The following is a 16,857-nucleotide window of genomic DNA, read 5'->3' on the forward strand; positions in this document are numbered from 1 at the left end:
TGCCCGTTATTCGACTTCGCCGCTGTCGGTGTCGCCGACCTGCGCTTCGTGCTCATGGTGCATGGCCGCCGCGGCGAGCGCGGCGGCGTTCGCCGGGATTGCTTCCTTGCGCTCGCTATACCGATCCGTGAGGTGGACGCTGCGATCCCGGACCAGCAGCGTGAATTTGTGGAGTTCCTCCACGACGTCGACCACGCGGTCATAGTAGGAAGATGGCTGCATGCGCTGCTTACTGTGTGTTTCTGGCAATGATCACCTCGTCGCGAGACTCGGAGATCCGTCCTACTTGAACCGGAAAGAGCGGCTGGGTAAGCCGTGGGATACCCCGGAGCTCCAGGCGATGCTCGACGACATGCTGCTTCCACCGAGCGTCGCCGACGACCGCCAGAGCGATCGCCAGGTTGAGCCGTCAGCCGCTGCGGCGCGCGCCACGGCATTTGTTGATCAGGCCATGGAACCCATTGAAGCTTACGAAGAATAGTATGCGGCGATGGAAGGCATGAAGGGGGGGGGGCGCTAACCCACGCGCAAGCAAGGCTTTTCGCGTGTCGCCATGACGCGACGGGCATCCATTCGCTTCACCACGTTGAAATCGCCTTGATGGTGGCCAGCGGCATGCCAATGCCGGCGGTATCGTCCGTCAAGGCCTGAATTTCAATGAAGGGCCGTTTGGGCTCGACCTTGCCGAAGATCGCGGCAAAGGGGATATCCGCGGCATCCCGCCCTGTGCCGATGCGCAACAGCCCGGTCGGGATGGATACTCCCGAGGGGTCGAACAGATACCAATGACCCGACAGGTATACCTCGACCACCGCATGAAAATCTGGCTGCCCTAGCGCGGGATCGGCACCGTAATCCAGGCTGCTGGACATGCGGGCCGGAACGCTCAGCGCACGGCAGATCGCAATCATCAGATGCGCAAAGTCACGGCATACCCCCGTTCGCTCCACGACCGTGTCTGTCGCTGACGTGCGTTCATTCGTCGAGCGGGAAAGAAAGCGCACGTGGTTACGCACCCACTCGCGGATCGCAAACACGCGGAAATAGCCAGGCTCCATGCCGCCGAACTCCCGCATCGCAAATTCCATGAGCCGGTCAGATTCACAATAACGGCTCGGGGCGAGATACGGCAGCACATCGAAGGGAATCTCCGCGACCGGTATCTCCGACAGGAACGCCACGTCGTCCTGCCGATGGTCGATGTCCACGACGGCCTCATAGCTCAGCGAAAGGCTGCCCTTTGGCGCGCGTATTCTTAGCAGCCGGTTGCACAGCGTCGCGTCCGTATATCGGCTGACGGCGACCGACGGTGGCAGCGTCAATTGCTCGTCGACAACATGCTGTCGCGATGTCCTGGCGGCCTCGATATTCAGGATAAAGTCCGCGGTGGCGTCCTCGATGTCATAGGAAAGCCGCAGCACGTATCTTAGACGGTTCATCTTGATCCCTCCGTCCACATCGAAGATAGAAATGCGCCAGTCTGGGTGAGCTGGTGCGGCTGTCAGTGTAGCGCGACTGACTGACGCAGGTGGGCAGCGCCGTGATGTCCGGGATATACGCTGGCTGGATTGCCGTCTCCGTGTTGTAAGGATTCTGGTATTGGTAAGTGCCAGCTTCTAGACTGGTAGATGCAACGACATCCCTGCATGTGCGTTTGCGCCTGGTTGCCAGTCACTTCGACCCATCCCTCCGTCAACGTACCTGAGCTTTGCGTCATGAGATCGCCCATCTGGCGAGGGAATTCTCGTGACAGCGGGTCAGGCATGCCTGTTTGCCGCGGTATCACGCAGTATCGTTCGGTATCGGCGGTACAGCACCTGCGGCACCATCCTGAACATCCTTCTGCGGGCAATTGGTAGCGGTCGCCTGTACGAGTGAGGTAGCCCAATGCGTACTTTTCTTTACTTCATATTGAATGATGTGGCCACTGCGAGGTTGGCGCTGTCTAGACTCGCTAACCTGTTCGACGGATCAGCCCTTCATGACGGACCGTGGTTCGCTCAACGCGACGATCAACCGGTCGAGGGCTTGCCCCGGGCGGAGATTGGCCAGACCACGTATCGCGAGCAGGCCGCCATCGGTGGATTTGTCATCGGCGCCCTGGCAGTCGTGACCGTCCTGCTCACCCACGGGACATTCCATGGTCCGGCTGCAAGCGCGGTTGCCCTGGTCGGCGGCATCATGCTTGGCGGCATGATTGGCTGGTGGATTGGCGGGTTGCTTGGTGTACGGGTCCGGCGCCTCAGCCTGACTGCCCGCAACCTTCCAGTGGTGCCCGGACAGATCTTGATGATCGCCAATTGCGATGCGAAGTCCCGGGACTTGCTCAGGCGGACGGTCCATGATCTGGGTGGCGTCAGCGTGGATGAGCACAGTGACGTCTTTCCGAATTTCAGATGGTTGTGAGGGTCTCTGTGAATGGCTCGATCCGTTGGGAAAGATGAGGAGCGCAAGGAGATGCATCGGCTGACGGAGTACCGAGGTTATGCGATTCATGTTGATCTCGTGAGTACCTCCAAGGACATGTTCGATACCTGGTTTCAGGTCGAGTGGGCGGATGGATCTCGCGGGGTGGTGCCTTTTGGCGAGCGAATGAAGGTCATGGGTTCCCCATTTTCGCGACGGTGGGCACATCTCGTGGGAGAGATTGCGGGTCGCGATGCCGTCGACCTGATGATCGAGGATGACTAGTATGGCTATCGTTATCGCGATGCGGGGCAGAGGCAGAGCCTACGGAACGGACAGGGATGCGGCGGGACGACCTTGCCAAGTTTGGCGGCAAATGGAATGTCGGCAGCATCCTGGCCCGTGCCAATGCGCGGCAGGCCAGTCGGAATGGACAATCCTGAGGGTCGAGCAGGTACTAGCCGCCCGACAAGTACACCTCAAACCAACGCATGAAAGTCTGGCGCTCCCAGTGCGAGATCCGCGCCAAGGTCCACGCTGGTTGACATACGGGCGGGAATACTCAGGGCGCGGCAGAACGCGATCATCAGGTGGGAAAAGTCCCGACTTACGCCGGTGCGCTGAACGAGCGTATCGATTGCCGAGGTGCGCTCATTGGTAGATCGCGAGAGAAAGCGTATATGGATTTCTCCGCCGAGAACCCCCTGCAATGCAGGTGACGCACCATTGTGCGGGATGTGAAGCAGCCCAATTGTTCAGGCAGGTAAGCTGAAGTTCTCACCAAATGGTTTGGCTTTTTCCCCCGATGAGAAGCGGCTCTACGGCATGCCAAGTCGTGCAACGCCCTATCGCAATATCGTGGTTTAAGACGTGGTTGTCGGAGAGATCAAGGGCGGGCGGGGCGTCGCATGGGACAAAAGCGGGACGTTCACTTCGACCTATCCATGACTTCGTATTTCCAGGCGTGAGCGTCCCTGTCGCTGGCATTTCGACTGAGCTACTCCGCCTCGCTCCCGAGCGCCCAGTGCTGCCGCGAGCGATACGTAGCCTAATTTCCCGTGGTTGCAAGAGGGGCCCGCCCCCAATTTTCCGATGCCACTGTGTCAACCAGCACCTTCCGTGTCACGTTTCTCGCTGTCCTACGGCGGAAGGCACACATCTGTCCAAGCGCGTGTCAGTGAGATCGGGTGTGCGCACAGCAGAGCGTCCAAGGAACGGACTTCCACGTGCGCACGTAATTCCCCGTGACGAAGATTAAGCGCGTATGCTGAGGCTGCCAACCGGCAAGCAATGCAACAGGAGTTTCTATGGCAAAAAGCCAACTACGCGGCAACCGTGAAGCGAAAAAGCCAAAGCAACCCAAGAAACCTTCCGTACCGGCAACCCCATTCAGCACGGTTCAGTCGCGGGTTCGGAGCGACGGTCTTGCCAAGAGGAAGTCGTAAGCCGAGCAAGTGCTCGGAACCTGCGGCTGCCGCGGAACGTGCGGCATCGTTCGTTGACGACGCCATGGAACCGATTGCGGCATACGAGGATTGGAATGCCACCATGGAAGTTGAGGGGATGAAAGGCGAAGCGCGCTAATGCCGACTGCCAGGTTGAGATGGTGATTGTCGTTGCGAGCGGCAGGTCGATCCCGGCAGCCGGGCCGGATACTGGCTGGCTTTCGATAAAGGGCCGCTTCGACTCGACCTTGCCGAATATGAGACGGGTTCGACCGCGAGAACGGTTCTATCATTGAAATCTAGTGTAGCGCCAGAAGCGGGCGAGCTGTCCGTGCTACCGGACACCACAGGTGCGTGGTGTACCGCCTGCCTGAGCAATTGTAAGCGGGTTAGGATGGGGTGCATCACCCCCCTATACTTCGAAGTGCAGCGTTTCAGAAGCGAAGTGCTTCTGCTCCGTCTATCACTCGTTTCCGGGCCTTCCCCCTCGATGACGTCTTAGGGCTGGTGACTCCTTAAGTCACTCAAGGGGATTCCTGGAAAATTCATGCACGCTGCCTCGCAGCGACCGCCGTTCGCACGATCCCCCAGTAGCCCCGCAAGCAGGCCTCTCGCAAGTATCTGACGCGATAGATGTCCTAGCGACCCTTAACGATGCGATATGGGTGGAAACGACTTCCCTTTGATATGGGCTTCCTTCTGCAAGGCAGAGTATGGCTATGGATCGCGTGACTGAGTACCGCGGGTTCGATATCCATGTCGATCTCAGAATGACCTCCAAGGACATGTTCGACGTCTGGTTCCAGGTTGAAGGGCCCATGAGTCCGGCCAGCGTCGCCGCGATGGGTAAGCGAATCAAGGTCTTTGGCGGGCCGTATTCCAAACGTTGGGCTTACCTCGTGGCGGAGCTGGCAGGGCGCGCCGCCGTGGACGTTATTGTTGGGCCGGATGAATGAACAGCTTTCGCCTCTAGCACTCTCGTCGAGGAATACCTACCGCGGCTCGTAGGCTCCCCCGCTGCCAATTGCCATGGGTGCTTTTGCCTACGGTATGGACTTGTAGATGCCGCGGTGCGTCCACGCTTTCTTGGCAATCTAAGGAGATGGCTCTCATGGAATTGCTATCCAATCTCGGACTGGGCTTCTCCACCGCCCTGTCGTTCCAGAACATCGCCTACGCGTTCCTAGGCTGCGTGCTTGGTACGCTGATCGGCGTGCTGCCGGGCCTCGGCCCGCTGGCCACCATCGCGATGCTGCTGCCCGTAACCTACACACTTTCCCCGGTGGCCGCACTGATCATGCTGGCCGGTATCTACTACGGTGCCCAGTACGGTGGCTCCACTACTGCCATTCTGGTGAACCTGCCGGGCGAATCGTCGTCGGTGGTGACCACCATCGACGGCTACCAGATGGCACGGCGCGGCCGGGCTGGCGTGGCGCTTGCCACGGCCGGTATCGGTTCGTTCTTCGCCGGCTGCGTGGCCACGCTGATCCTTGCCGCGTTTGCCGCCCCGCTGTCGGAACTGGCGTTCAAGTTCGGTCCCGCCGAATACTTCTCGCTGATGATCCTGGGCCTGATCGGTGCCGTGGTGCTGGCGTCGGGCTCACTCGTGAAGGCCATTTCGATGATCGTGCTGGGCCTGTTGCTGGGTCTGGTAGGTACCGACGTGAACTCCGGTGCGGCGCGCTTCTCGTTCGACGTGCCCGAGCTTACCGACGGCCTGAACTTCGTTTCGGTGGCCATGGGTGTGTTCGGCTTCGCGGAAATCATCGCGAACCTGGAACAGAAGGAAGCCCGCGAGACCTTCACCGACCACGTGACGAACCTGTTTCCAACCAAGGCGGACTTCAAGCGTATGATCCCTGCCGTGCTGCGCGGAACGTTGCTGGGTTCGGCACTGGGTATCCTGCCAGGCGGTGGCGCGGCGTTGGCGTCGTTTGCAGCTTACTCTCTGGAGAAGAAGACCTCGAAGTACGCACATGAGTTCGGAAAGGGCGCCATCGAAGGTGTGGCTGGCCCGGAATCGGCTAACAACGCCGCGGCACAGACGTCGTTCATCCCGTTGCTGACGCTGGGTATTCCGCCAAACGCCGTGATGGCGCTGATGGTCGGTGCGATGACCATCCACAACATCCAGCCCGGCCCGCAGGTGATGACCAGCAACCCGGCGCTGTTCTGGGGCCTGATTGCCTCGATGTGGATAGGCAACTTGATGCTCATTGTGCTGAACCTGCCGCTGATCGGTATTTGGGTGAAGCTGCTGAAGGTGCCCTACCGATACCTCTATCCGGCCATTCTGGTGTTTTGCTGCATCGGCGTGTACTCGGTCCAGAACACCACGTTTGACGTGTTCCAGACCGCGGCATTCGGTCTAATTGGCTACCTATTCATCAAGCTGAAGTGCGAACCAGCACCGCTGCTGCTGGGCTTTGTGCTGGGGCCGATGATGGAAGAAAACTTCCGCCGCTCGCTGCTGCTGTCGCGTGGTGACTTCACCGTGTTCGTGACGCGTCCGCTGTCGCTGGGCCTGCTGGTCGCGGCTGCGATACTAGTAATGATTGTGGCCATGCCATCAATCAAAGCCAAGAGAGAGGTGGCCTTTCAGGAGGAGTAGCAGAGCTTTTTTTGGGCTCGCACCGCATCGCTATAGGGCACAGTAGGCGGCGCTGCGCGAACGGGCCGATTCCGGCAACCTTGAGGCGTTGCGCAAGTACCAACGCCCATGGCGGCCGAACGCGAGACCGCGAACGATGGCCCGACATCGTGCTGGGCGCGGATTCCCGGCGACGGCGGAAAACACGGTGCTGGTCAAGCATGGGCTGACGGTCACGGCCATGGCGTTGCTGGAGCCAGCATCGAAGGTGTAAAGCCCCCGTCCGGTCCCCTTGATCCAAAGGCGGCGCCGACACGTGGCAATACGTTGAAGATGGCAACGTCAGGGCTTTCTTCGCTGCTCGCGAGCAGACGGAGTATTGCCCCAATAATTTTCCTTGGGACCACAGGGCTTTTCGAAGACGACGTCGAGCAACTCGGGATGGCGACGTCCTAGTCCGGCTTGTGCTGCGGTCAAAAGAAATTAAGGGAATGTCCGCGCTGGGGATCCGTTTGGGTTGTCTACATTCGTTCACACAGCAAATCTTAGCCGCCCCGAGTATTAATAATACTGCTGTTCGGTTATGCAGTAATTAATATTCCTATATGAAAAAACTATCTGTTTATATGGCTAGCTAAGTTGCAGTGCACAAACTATATTTAAGGGAATTTTTACAGATAAATTTTTGTAACCACCTGAAAAGGAGGTGGAATAATGCTGAAGGAACTCTTACTGCTCGCTATAACGGGTGCGGCACTCGGTGCGGGAGTCAGTTATGCCGCTAACGGGACGCGCGATGTTTATACGGATGGTGCTAGCGCGATGGGGCCGCGAGACCCATATGTCGATGGAAGCAAAACAACGGATAAACGGGATGTATTCACCGACGGCGCGAGAGTTACGGACCGGAGGGATGTATTTACCGATGGCGCTTAAGTTATGAAGCGCGCTCGGTACGTAGAAGAAGGCGTGCGAAAGGGGCACCAACCGGACTGGAGAGGTATGCCGAGGTAATTGAAGAGCCCCCTGTTTAGGGGCTCTTCGTTCTTCGGGCTTCCGGCTAGCAGGCGCAAAAAATCAGGGCACGGGCTCACCGCATGAGGCCACCCATTATGATTCAAACATTGCTGAGTCTTGCGCTAGTTGTCCCGGTGACAGTCTTTGCCCAGCGTGCCCTGCGCAGTCTGTCAAAAACACGCCACTACTTCGGTCGAGCAGCCAGCAGAATTCCACACCAGCAGATGTCACGAAAGCAGATGTTACACAAGCAGATTCTGACAAAAGAAATAGCGGGTCTGAAAGGAAGCCCGATGGTGAAAGAAGCCCTGCGACCAGTATACCGCGCGGCGGGATAGCGGCTCCAGTACTCGAAGGTTCCAAGCGATATCTGGCGCCGGAAAACAAATAGGACAGGACAGCTTTCCCACTCGCTGGCCTCCAAAGCCGGCACGTAAATATGCCCCAGGCCATGTCGCCGCGTCACGCACGCTGGTCCAGTACCCAGTAGCCTTATTCCTCATTACAGCGACTGCACCGACCATCACAAACGCCAGTGACAGGTCCCAAGTTCCGGCGTGCGCCAAATCTGCCAGCTTCTCTTGGCGTTCTTGGAGGAAGCCTTCTACTGCGTACTTCGTGAAGGACGGCGCGTCGGCCAGGTCAACATATGGCTGGTCACAGTAGATGACATCGTCTGGTACCGCTAGCTTGAACGCATCCGTAAATTCGCCGTGCACGATGACCGCCTTGCTTCGCGCGCGCTCACTGAACGCTCGAATGTTTTTTTCTGGCAGCGCGGGCGCCTGGGCGGAGCGACCCCAAGGCACGTTGAAGTTGCCCTTTACCGAATATCGCGACAGCCCGTTGAAGCAAAATTTGTTCACGTAGAGGAAGTAGGCCGCACGGACGTCCACAGGGGCAGCTCGGTTGAATGCCTCGGACATGAGAGTAGATGTCCTAGTTCGCCGCATACTGAGAAAACAGGGGGCGCGCCAGTTCAATGATGCGCTCGGGACGCTGGACCATCTGTTTATATATGCCGATGAGGTCCACGTGTGCGTCGAGTAGCAGGTAGCTCGGGAAATCCGTTCTCAGGAACACGCTCGCGCCTCCTAAGAATGGCTCGATGAGGCGATTTCCTGCGGGCAGCAGCTTCCTGAAGGTAGGTAAGAGCTGCGTCTTCCGGCCAGGCCATTGCAAAATCGGCCCAGCCGAAGCGGGATATTGGAGAGGCCGGCATGCCGACCCTGGAGGCGTACAAGGCCAAGACCATCATCGTGAACAAGCGCTCGATGGCTTCCGGCTACGCAGGCCTGGACAACACGCTGTTCTACATGGACGAGACCATGATGGTATTTGGCGATGCCAAGAAGGTGGTGGAGGACATGTTCAAGGCTACGGAGTGATTCACAGACTGCAACGATATGCTGAACAGCGCGAACCTGTCGTTTGCGCTGTGCCCGCGGCTGGTCGACGGCGCCATCAAGACGCCGCCGACAGCCGGGAAGCCTGCGACAGGATTGAATGGCTGGTACCGGAGCCTGATCGGCCAGAGATAATCTTGCGGCGACTGTCGCAAACTGGCCGTTCCGGGACATCCACCCTTCTGCGTCGCGGATGGAGTGGGGCAGCGGGTCCCTACAATTTACTCTCGCTATCGAATAAAAAAGCCGACGTACCCGGCAAGGTACGTCGGCTTTTGTTCGTGCTGCTAGCGTATCAGGGCTGGTCGAACACCCAAACGGAGCCGTCGTTGTAAACGGCGCCAATTTTGGCCTTGGGGACGCCATTCACCATCGAATGCGACGAGGAGAATCGCGTGGCGGACGTGGCGGTAGCGGAAGGCGGCTTGCCAGCGTCGTAGGTGACCATCGGTCCCGCCGAGAAGGAGAAGGTGTCTCCCGCGAGGCTATGCAACGAAAAAACGATTGTGTCGTCAGCCTGGATTTCCTTGGCAGGCATGGGGTTAAACTGCGGGAAACTCGGCGTGAATAGTGTTGAGCCTTGCCAGGCAAAGAGGGTAGGCTCCGGTCGGGAGGCAAGGAACCTTGCGGTGATTGCGGTCGGATTGCTTGCGGAAGGCATGACTGCCCCCGCGAAACGGCCGGGCGCGTTTGCACCGTCGAAAGTCTCCATGCCTACGGCTTGCAACACCTGTCCGGTGACGCTGCCTTCGGCTGTCGCAAGTGCGTACGTTCCATCTGGGAAGACCCTCGCCCCAATGATGGAGTCGGAGAGGTTCGGCAAAGTCCTCCGAAAAATGCCAGGTCCCATGCTAGTCTGGTAGTTATTGGCAATCGGGTCACCCGGGCACCACGAGACGCCGGCGAGGTTGTTGTCGCTCGTTTTCGCATACGAGCGACGAGCGTCCCCGTTATTGCAAGCCATATCAGAGAAACTCAACAGGCCTTGGGATCCGTCGACGGGGATGTGTCCCAGGAATCCGTTATTGAATTCGAGTACAAGCCTGGACTTCTCCTCCGTCAAAATGAGGTTGAAAGCATCGGGACCTATGCCGGAATAGAACATGCGCTCGAGCGCGCCACGGGGGGTAAGCTGTCGTTCGACGTATGCACCTGAGGAGTCAGTCGTGAGGAGAAAGCTCTTGTCGCCATCGACGACAATCGCGCGTGCGGACCTGCCTGCGCCCACGCTGATCTGGCTCCAAGGGCCCGACGAGGAGACGGGAAGCGACGTGCTAACGTAGCGGCCGTCAGGGTAGGTCACCGTGAGCCTCAGCGACCCTGTCCATACATTCAATGCGCTTGCGCTTGCGGAGATGCCACCGCTGCCCGGGTTGGCGCCGATCACCGTGGTGGCCAGGTTACTGTCATCGAATGACCATGTGTAAGTCGCATACGATGCCAGCGAAGCGGTCTGGCCGGGCTGATCCGTCAGAGTTGCCTGCACGTAGGCAGTCCGCCCCGGCTTGACGTCGAGCGAAGCCTTGTCAAAGGTTACCGTCGGCAGCGGCAGTTGCAGGCGAGAAAGCGAGGCATTCGCGCAGAGATGGTCGCCGGCGGGCGTATCCGCGCAGGCCGTCAGCTTGCCTGTTGCGGCGACCGGCGTAGCGCCAGGTGCCGACTCGATCGTCGAAGAAAGGCCATCAGATGCAACAACAGCCTTGAAGTTCGTCGTGTCGTCTACCTTCCAGGTCCAGTTCGTCAGATCGGAGACACCGTTCGCGCCGTCGGAGCGGGCAACGACGGCCGTAGCGTTCTGGGCGGCAGCGCCGGCGGCAAGCGTGAAACCGCTCGGCGAGATCGAGAGCGTGTAGGTCTTCGGCGGGGTCGGCGTTGTCGGTTTCGGGATGGCCGAGATAACGAGCGTCTGCTTAAAGATGGACCCATCGGCCCGAGACAGGGATGCAGTCAGCGTGGCCGAGCCTCCTGCATCGCTGATCACTACGGTCGCGTAGTAGCCGACAGGCGCCGGCGCCCCAACAACCGAGGCCGATGGTGCGAGATTCGATGCGGAGAGGACCTTCGCCACGTCCGAATTGCTCGACTCCCAGGACACGTCGTAGCCCTTCAGTTCGTTACCGTCTGCGCCGAGGATCTTGGCATATACGACGACGGTGTCGCCGCCAGTCGGTGCGATCGAGTCTTTGTCGAGTACGAGCTTGGCGCCGGCAGGCGCGCCGCTTGTCTGCGGCGAAGCGGTGATGGGGTCTCCGTTGCCGCCACACGCGGAGAGCAGCAGGGCGGAACAAATGGCGAGCGCCGTCAGGTGACGGGCGGCCTTGATCTTGTATTGGGTCATGGATCTATGTAGAGGGTCGGACGCGCAAGGCGCGACGTTCACGACAATGAACCGTCGCAGATCATACGACGTGTAACGAATATGTTACATGTGTAGATGTGCCAAAAATGGTAAATGTCGCGCAGATCCGACGAGCCCCACCATAGTGGGGGCATAAGTAGCCGACCCTGAATCTAGTGAACGATCGGCTCGCCCATCGCGGTGGGACCCGCCGTGCCCCGGTCTTGGATGCTGGCGAGCGAGTCTAGCAAGCGGGGAAGATCCGCGCGTCCCCTATTGTGGGGACAAGTCCGGGTCAGGATGCGGCTCTGATTTGGGCAATCGGGGCGCGGGGGGCACCCCGAGGCTTGATACCCGGTGTCAGCAAGAAGCGGCCCCATGAGTGTCTAGTGTTGCTTCGGCCCGTTGAATCTACAACCCGAAGCGGACGTTCGCAAGCGGCTGCTGGAGGCCGGCCCCCCCTATAGCGGGTGCGGGCTACTTGGACTTTAAGTGCGCGACTTGGCGTTCGTACATGGCTTGCGAATATGGGAGTAGGTCATCATCGTGCTGAGGGGTGTATTTGCCATAGCCGATGAATTCAAAGTAAATACTCATCGCCTTCGCATGTGATGATGCCCAGAACGTCCAGACCCATTCACTCCCTGGCTCGTTCAGGGAGCGAGCTGCATCGCCGTCGGGTCCATGGTGAATACACGCTGGAAGATGGCTTCCTTGGCCATCCGGGCAGAGCCAGATTTCGTGAAGATAGCCCCGTGGTCCCGTCATTTTCCCTCCCGCCTGTATCATCTGGCAGCAATTTTCCAGAATTTATCGTCTGTCCGCAAATGGCCGGATTCGGAGCCCGGCCAGCCATGGCGAGGTGGCCGTAGACCCCACTGTCGCAGTCGCCCGCAACCTGGTCAGCCACTAGGCATCGAAGGCCGGGCGCTGTGCAGCAGGAGGCACCTATTCGTGGATGTATCAGTGCGGTACCGCAGCTACGCCAACGGACTGATGTGGAGTCGACAACTGCGGTGCAGCGACTCAAGATGCAGCTTGAGGGCGGTGCAAAGGCGGATTAGATAACGTGAGTAATTAATAAGGCATGTTAGTCTTGGGGCGGGGCGAACCGAGAGCGCTACGCGCATAAGTTGGGCGCCAGGACAATCCCGACGCACGCCGCGGGCCGTATCAGGGGAGGTGTTCTCTCCATCTGTGGGAGCAAGGAGCCGTCGATGGGACTCTTGGTCAATGGCCAGTGGCAGGACAGGTGGTATGACACGAGCGCGACCGGCGGGCGTTTCGTGCGCGGTGACGCGGCTTTCCGGAGCTGGGTGACGCCTGATGGCGTGCCTGGCCCGTCAGGGAGCGGCGGCTTCGAGGCGCAGGCCGGACGTTACCACCTCTATGTCAGCCTGGCTTGCCCCTGGGCGCATCGCACGTTGATCATGCGCGAACTCAAGGGCTTGAAGGACATCGTCAGCATCTCGATCGTGCACTGGTTGATGCGCGAAGAAGGCTGGACCTTCGCCAATGGCCCGGGCGTCATCCCTGACGTCGTCAACGGCGCGCGCGTCCTGCACCAAATCTACACGCTGGCAAATCCGCAGTACACAGGACGCGTCACGGTACCGGTTCTATGGGACAAGCAGCGGGCCACCATCGTCAGCAACGAATCATCGGAGATCATCCGCATGATGAACAGCGCCTTTGATGCGCTGGGCGCGGAGCCAGGGGACTACTACCCGCCGGCATTGCGTGCGCAGATCGATGCCGTCAACACGCGGGTGTACAAGACCGTCAATAACGGCGTGTACAAGGCCGGGTTTGCCACGACTCAGCATGCCTATGAAGAGGGTGTGCGACCGCTGTTCGAGACGCTCGACTGGCTGGAGTCCATCCTGTCAGGGCAACGCTGGTTGGTGGGTAATCGTTTCACCGAAGCCGATATCCGGCTCTTTACGACCCTGATTCGCTTCGACGCTGTTTATGTGGGGCATTTCAAATGCAATCGGCGCCGGATTGTCGACTACCCGGGATTGTCTGGCTATCTGCGGGACATCTACCAGCGCGCTGGCATGGCCGGTACGGTGGACTTTCAGCACATCAAGGGTCACTACTATGAAAGTCACCTAACGTTGAATCCGGCGGGTATCGTGCCGGTGGGGCCGGTGCTTGACCTGGCTGCACCGCATGGGCGCGACCGGCTAGGCTGAGCCCCCTCCGTTTGCCCGCACGCTTGGTACCGCGGACGATCGCAGGCACGCCATCGTGCCGCCGTTATCCTGCCCGATTCAGTACGGCTTCTCCCGAACCTCCGCCGGAAGCAGCGGGCGTGGTCCATCGCAACTCGTCCCCAGAGAGAACCTTGCAGGGGCGGAACATGGCGGATACGAAGATAGAGATCGAGGTCATCGCTTATCGAGCATGACTTGGTCTCCATGGCTCATGCCTGGATGGTGCTGAACCTTGCTGGATGGCGCCGGATCCTCGCCCGTCAAGATTCGACGTGGGCATCCGGCGCACTGCCCGGTGGCCGGATGCCGTCCCGTCCCGCGATTCCGCTATTCCACCTTGATATTGGCGGTCTTGACGATCTCGCCGTACCGCTTCAGATCAGCTTGAATTTGTTTGCCGAACGCCTCCGGCGAATTGCCGACTGGCACGATCCCAAGGGTGGCGAGGCGCTCGCGGGTGTCAGGCTGGTTGACGACCGCATTCAACTCCCGCGATAGCCGGTCGACGATCTCCTTCGGGGTCTTGGCGGGGGCCAGCAAGCCCACCCAGGAGTCGCTCACCAGACCCGACACCCCAGACTCTTCCAAGGTGGGGACGTCCGGCAGTGCCGGCACGCGGCTCGCACCGGAGACGGCAATCGCATTGGCCTTGCCGGACTTCACGTATTGCTGGGCGCCCGCCACGGCTGTGTAGAGCACGGGGAGCGTGCCACCCACCAGATCGCCCATGGCCTGGCCACCGCCCTTGTAGGGGACGTGCACCATCTTCAGGCCCGTGCGGGCCTTGAGTAGTTCGCCGGCCAGGTGCGGGGTGCTCCCGGTGCCGGCGCTGCCATACGACAGGCCGTCCGGCCGGGTTTGCGAATACGCAACGAGCTCCTTCAGGTTCTTCGCCGGGACTGACGGATGGGTGATCAGGATCAGGGCCGCATCGCCAATTTTTCCGATGGGCAAGAAGTCCTTTATGGGATCGAAGGGTACCTTCGGGAACACATGCGGGTTGATGACCATCGTGCCATCGAACCCGAGCAGCAACGTGTAGCCGTCGGGCGCCGACTGGGCCACCATCGCGGTGCCGATATTGCCCGACGCGCCGGGCTTGTTGTCGACGACGACCTGTTGCCCAAGTCGCTGACTGAGTTTGTCTGCGATCACGCGGGCGCTGGTGTCAGAGACACCGCCAGGGGCGAAGGGCACGATCAGCCGAATCGGGCGTGTTGGATAGTCCTGCGCGAAGGCACCGGCGCCGAAAGCGGCGAACGTGCCGAAAGCAATGGCGCTGAGCGCCCGTAGTAGGGTACGACGCTGCATATTGTCTCCTCCTGTTTTGACAGCGAGTGTGTTGGCGTGATCGCCTTTTTTTGGAACAGCTTGGTGACCGGTAAAGCGTGGTAAGGACCTGGAAAGCCGGTAAAGACCGATACAGCGCGGAAGCGATCAGACGACCAGGGGCGTGGTCGCGCCATCGATCGACAGGATCGCGCCGGAGATATAGGTCGCGCGTGCCGACGCAAGGAACAGCACCGCGTCAGCGATTTCCTCAGGCGCGGCGAGTCGTCCGAGCCCGGTGCGTGCGCTGGCGTAGCGCAGCGCCTCGTCAACGGTCGTGCCCGCAAGCTTGGCTTCGGCCTCCAGACCTTGCTGAAGGCGCTCGGTATGGGTCGCCGACGGGTTCACGGCATTCACCCGCACGCCGGACCGACCATAGGCGCTGGCCAGCCCCGCGGTTGCCAGCATCAACGCCGCGTTGGCGGCGCCCCCTGGCAAGTGGGTGGGGCTCGCTACCTTGCCGCCCATGCCGACCACATTGACGATCGCGCCGCTGCCGGCCAGGGCCATCCGCTTGATGACAGGATCGATGATGTGCAGATAGCTGAAATACTTGGCGTCCATGGCATCGCGCCACGCTTGCGGTGTGAGTTCCGCAGGTGGGGTGCGGCGCGCGGCGCCTGCCGATGTGACCAGGATGTCGATGTCGCCCATCGCGGATGCGGCCGCGTCGACCGCGCGCGCGGCTTGCGCCGCATCGGTCAGGTCGGCCGCAATGGTATGGGGGGCGCCGCCGCCGTGGGTGCCGGCTCCACCGGGTGTACCGACCGTCCCGGCCGTCCCAACCGAGGCCGCCAGGGATATCACCGCTGCGGCGAGATTTGCCTCGCTACGCCCAATGAGGGTGACGCGCGCGCCTTCGCGCAGGAATGCGCGGGCGCACGCCAGGCCGATGCCACGACTGCCACCGGTAATCAGGACACGCTTGCCATTGAGTTCAAGATCCATATCGGGGTGTGTTCAATATATCGGACTGTGTGCAGCTCAGGATGGATGTGTGGCACCGACACGATGCGCAACGCCGCGTGCCTATTCGGGTTGGATGCCACCGCGCTTGGCCACATCTGCCCATTTCTGTGTTTCCTTGCCGAGGAACGCCCGAAATTCTGCGGGTGGGGTCAGAACGATGATGGCCCCCTGATCCTTCATCTGCTTGGCCAGCGCGGGATCCTGCGTGACGGCCTGCAGGTCCCGGTGGATCTGCTCCACGGTGGCGGTCTGCATGCCGGCAGGGCCGAAGAGACCGTACCAGTTCAGCGATTCCACGCCGTCGAGCCCCGCCTCCTTGAACGTCATCGCGTCCGGGAAGAGGGGCATGCGCTGGTCTGCCGCCACGCCGATCACACGCAGATTGCCGCTTTGCACATGGGGCAGTGCCGTGAGCACGCTGGTAAAGCCAGCACCGACATGGCCGCCGATCACATCGACCATGATCTGTGCGCCACCCTTGTAGGACACCGGAATGGTCTTGAGATTGCCCGCCTGGCGCATCAGCTCGCCCGTCAACCGTGTCTGGCCTTCGGAGTAGCCGATGCCAAGCGGCTGGCTACGGGCCGCACCGACCAAGTCGGTCAGTGACTTGGCGGGGTTGGACTTTGACACGACGAGCACCATCGGCGAGATGGCGAGCCGGGTGATCGGAGAAAAGCCACGTACGGTGTCATACGGCAGGTTCTTCATGAGCACAGGATTGATCGCGTGCGAGCCCACCACCATCAGCAGCGTGTAGCCGTCCGGGGCGGCTTTCTGGACGTGACTAGAGCCGATCACGCCGTTGGCACCGGGGCGGTTCTCAACGATGACCGACTGCCCCCAGCGCTCGGACAATTTCTGTGCGACCAGCCGGCTCACGATGTCCGTGCCACCACCAGGGGCATAGGGGACTACCAGCGTGACGGCTTTTTCGGGCCACTTGGCCAGGGCGTGGCCCGAGGCCAGCGCCACTGCGGTACAGGCCATGGCGCTTAGCGCGCCACGCATCCAACGAGCGTTCCACATCGTATGTCTCCTCCATTTATGGTTCTGTACTGAAAGCCTCTGGGCTTCCAGGCCGGCATTGCGTGCCGCTTTCCTGCCAGTGCATTGCTACGACGGTCGTTCTCGG

General features: G+C 60.3%; 13 protein-coding genes and 3 pseudogenes. 7 read left to right on the top strand and 9 right to left on the bottom strand.

Annotated elements, in window-relative coordinates:
* Positions 1-6: 6 nt before the first annotated feature.
* Positions 7-225 (bottom strand): annotated as a pseudogene (locus tag ACOABP_RS28590) (arsenical resistance protein ArsH); the annotation flags it as partial.
* On the opposite strand from ACOABP_RS28590, the pseudogene ACOABP_RS28595 reads away from it, so the two are divergent.
* Positions 213-481: pseudogene (locus ACOABP_RS28595) on the top strand (hypothetical protein). The pseudogenes ACOABP_RS28590 and ACOABP_RS28595 sit on opposite strands and share 13 nt — an antisense overlap.
* Before the next feature lie 97 nt (positions 482-578).
* Here ACOABP_RS28595 and ACOABP_RS28600 read toward each other — a convergent pair.
* Positions 579-1,439, bottom strand: coding sequence for a transglutaminase-like domain-containing protein (locus ACOABP_RS28600; protein ID WP_474231134.1), 861 nt, complete (start codon positions 1,437-1,439; stop codon positions 579-581).
* Positions 1,440-1,887: 448 nt separating this feature from the next.
* Here ACOABP_RS28600 and ACOABP_RS28605 point away from each other — a divergent pair, with 448 nt between their 5' ends.
* Both ACOABP_RS28605 and ACOABP_RS28610 read left to right on the top strand, forming a co-directional pair.
* The gene (locus tag ACOABP_RS28605) at positions 1,888-2,406 is read left to right on the top strand and encodes a hypothetical protein (RefSeq protein ID WP_474231136.1); all 519 of its coding nucleotides are present in this window, start codon (positions 1,888-1,890) and stop codon (positions 2,404-2,406) included.
* Positions 2,407-2,418: 12 nt separating this feature from the next.
* Positions 2,419-2,691 carry a hypothetical protein gene (locus tag ACOABP_RS28610; RefSeq protein ID WP_474231138.1) on the top strand — a complete coding sequence of 91 codons (273 nt, stop codon included), beginning with the start codon at positions 2,419-2,421 and terminating at the stop codon, positions 2,689-2,691.
* A 194-nt stretch (positions 2,692-2,885) separates the two neighbouring features.
* Here ACOABP_RS28610 and ACOABP_RS28615 read toward each other — a convergent pair whose 3' ends face one another.
* Positions 2,886-3,116, bottom strand: a complete 231-nt coding sequence (locus ACOABP_RS28615; RefSeq protein ID WP_474231140.1) for a transglutaminase-like domain-containing protein — start codon at positions 3,114-3,116, stop codon at positions 2,886-2,888.
* A gap of 1,454 nt (positions 3,117-4,570) precedes the next feature.
* On the opposite strand from ACOABP_RS28615, the gene ACOABP_RS28620 reads away from it, so the two are divergent.
* Positions 4,571-4,807 carry a hypothetical protein gene (locus tag ACOABP_RS28620; RefSeq protein ID WP_474231141.1) on the top strand — a complete coding sequence of 79 codons (237 nt, stop codon included), beginning with the start codon at positions 4,571-4,573 and terminating at the stop codon, positions 4,805-4,807.
* A 155-nt stretch (positions 4,808-4,962) separates the two neighbouring features.
* Positions 4,963-6,465 (top strand): tripartite tricarboxylate transporter permease, encoded by a 1,503-nt coding sequence (locus ACOABP_RS28625; protein ID WP_474231143.1) that lies wholly within the window; start codon positions 4,963-4,965, stop codon positions 6,463-6,465.
* A 1,238-nt stretch (positions 6,466-7,703) separates the two neighbouring features.
* On the opposite strand, the gene ACOABP_RS28630 is transcribed toward ACOABP_RS28625, so the two are convergent.
* Positions 7,704-8,387, bottom strand: a complete 684-nt coding sequence (locus ACOABP_RS28630; protein WP_474231144.1) for a DNA adenine methylase — start codon at positions 8,385-8,387, stop codon at positions 7,704-7,706.
* A 13-nt stretch (positions 8,388-8,400) separates the two neighbouring features.
* Positions 8,401-8,643: a DNA adenine methylase gene (locus ACOABP_RS28635; RefSeq protein ID WP_474231145.1), complete on the bottom strand. Its 243-nt coding sequence runs from the start codon at positions 8,641-8,643 to the stop codon at positions 8,401-8,403.
* 11 nt (positions 8,644-8,654) lie between these two features.
* Between ACOABP_RS28635 and ACOABP_RS28640 the strand changes: the two are divergent.
* Positions 8,655-8,849: pseudogene (locus tag ACOABP_RS28640) on the top strand (NAD(P)(+) transhydrogenase (Re/Si-specific) subunit beta); the annotation flags it as partial.
* Positions 8,850-9,162: 313 nt separating this feature from the next.
* Here ACOABP_RS28640 and ACOABP_RS28645 read toward each other — a convergent pair.
* On the bottom strand, positions 9,163-11,205 hold the full coding sequence (locus tag ACOABP_RS28645) for a hypothetical protein (protein WP_474231147.1): 2,043 nt from the start codon (positions 11,203-11,205) through the stop codon (positions 9,163-9,165).
* Between the two features lie 1,217 nt (positions 11,206-12,422).
* Here ACOABP_RS28645 and ACOABP_RS28650 point away from each other — a divergent pair.
* On the top strand, positions 12,423-13,403 hold the full coding sequence (locus ACOABP_RS28650; protein WP_474231149.1) for a glutathione S-transferase family protein: 981 nt from the start codon (positions 12,423-12,425) through the stop codon (positions 13,401-13,403).
* Positions 13,404-13,751: 348 nt separating this feature from the next.
* On the opposite strand, the gene ACOABP_RS28655 is transcribed toward ACOABP_RS28650, so the two are convergent.
* The 3 genes from ACOABP_RS28655 to ACOABP_RS28665 form a co-directional block, all read right to left on the bottom strand.
* Positions 13,752-14,735 carry a Bug family tripartite tricarboxylate transporter substrate binding protein gene (locus ACOABP_RS28655; protein WP_474231150.1) on the bottom strand — a complete coding sequence of 328 codons (984 nt, stop codon included), beginning with the start codon at positions 14,733-14,735 and terminating at the stop codon, positions 13,752-13,754.
* A 126-nt stretch (positions 14,736-14,861) separates the two neighbouring features.
* A complete protein-coding gene (locus ACOABP_RS28660; RefSeq protein WP_474231152.1) occupies positions 14,862-15,701 on the bottom strand; it encodes an SDR family oxidoreductase in 840 nt (279 codons plus the stop codon).
* Positions 15,702-15,782: 81 nt separating this feature from the next.
* A complete protein-coding gene (locus ACOABP_RS28665) occupies positions 15,783-16,751 on the bottom strand; it encodes a Bug family tripartite tricarboxylate transporter substrate binding protein (RefSeq protein WP_474231153.1) in 969 nt (322 codons plus the stop codon).
* Between the last annotated feature and the right edge of the window lie 106 nt (positions 16,752-16,857).

This window comes from Cupriavidus sp. HE11, from assembly GCF_056097175.1.

Excerpts from the sequence above, each read along its gene's own strand:
- ACOABP_RS28605 (WP_474231136.1), top strand. The coding sequence starts at position 1,888 with ATGCGTACTTTTCTTTACTTCATATTGAATGATGTGGCCACTGCGAGG.
- ACOABP_RS28610 (WP_474231138.1), top strand. The coding sequence starts at position 2,419 with ATGGCTCGATCCGTTGGGAAAGATGAGGAGCGCAAGGAGATGCATCGG.
- ACOABP_RS28665 (WP_474231153.1), bottom strand. The coding sequence starts at position 16,751 with ATGTGGAACGCTCGTTGGATGCGTGGCGCGCTAAGCGCCATGGCCTGT.
- ACOABP_RS28600 (WP_474231134.1), bottom strand. The coding sequence starts at position 1,439 with ATGAACCGTCTAAGATACGTGCTGCGGCTTTCCTATGACATCGAGGAC.
- ACOABP_RS28645 (WP_474231147.1), bottom strand. The coding sequence starts at position 11,205 with ATGACCCAATACAAGATCAAGGCCGCCCGTCACCTGACGGCGCTCGCC.
- ACOABP_RS28655 (WP_474231150.1), bottom strand. The coding sequence starts at position 14,735 with ATGCAGCGTCGTACCCTACTACGGGCGCTCAGCGCCATTGCTTTCGGC.
- ACOABP_RS28625 (WP_474231143.1), top strand. The coding sequence starts at position 4,963 with ATGGAATTGCTATCCAATCTCGGACTGGGCTTCTCCACCGCCCTGTCG.
- ACOABP_RS28660 (WP_474231152.1), bottom strand. The coding sequence starts at position 15,701 with ATGGATCTTGAACTCAATGGCAAGCGTGTCCTGATTACCGGTGGCAGT.
- ACOABP_RS28620 (WP_474231141.1), top strand. The coding sequence starts at position 4,571 with ATGGATCGCGTGACTGAGTACCGCGGGTTCGATATCCATGTCGATCTC.
- ACOABP_RS28630 (WP_474231144.1), bottom strand. The coding sequence starts at position 8,387 with ATGTCCGAGGCATTCAACCGAGCTGCCCCTGTGGACGTCCGTGCGGCC.
- ACOABP_RS28650 (WP_474231149.1), top strand. The coding sequence starts at position 12,423 with ATGGGACTCTTGGTCAATGGCCAGTGGCAGGACAGGTGGTATGACACG.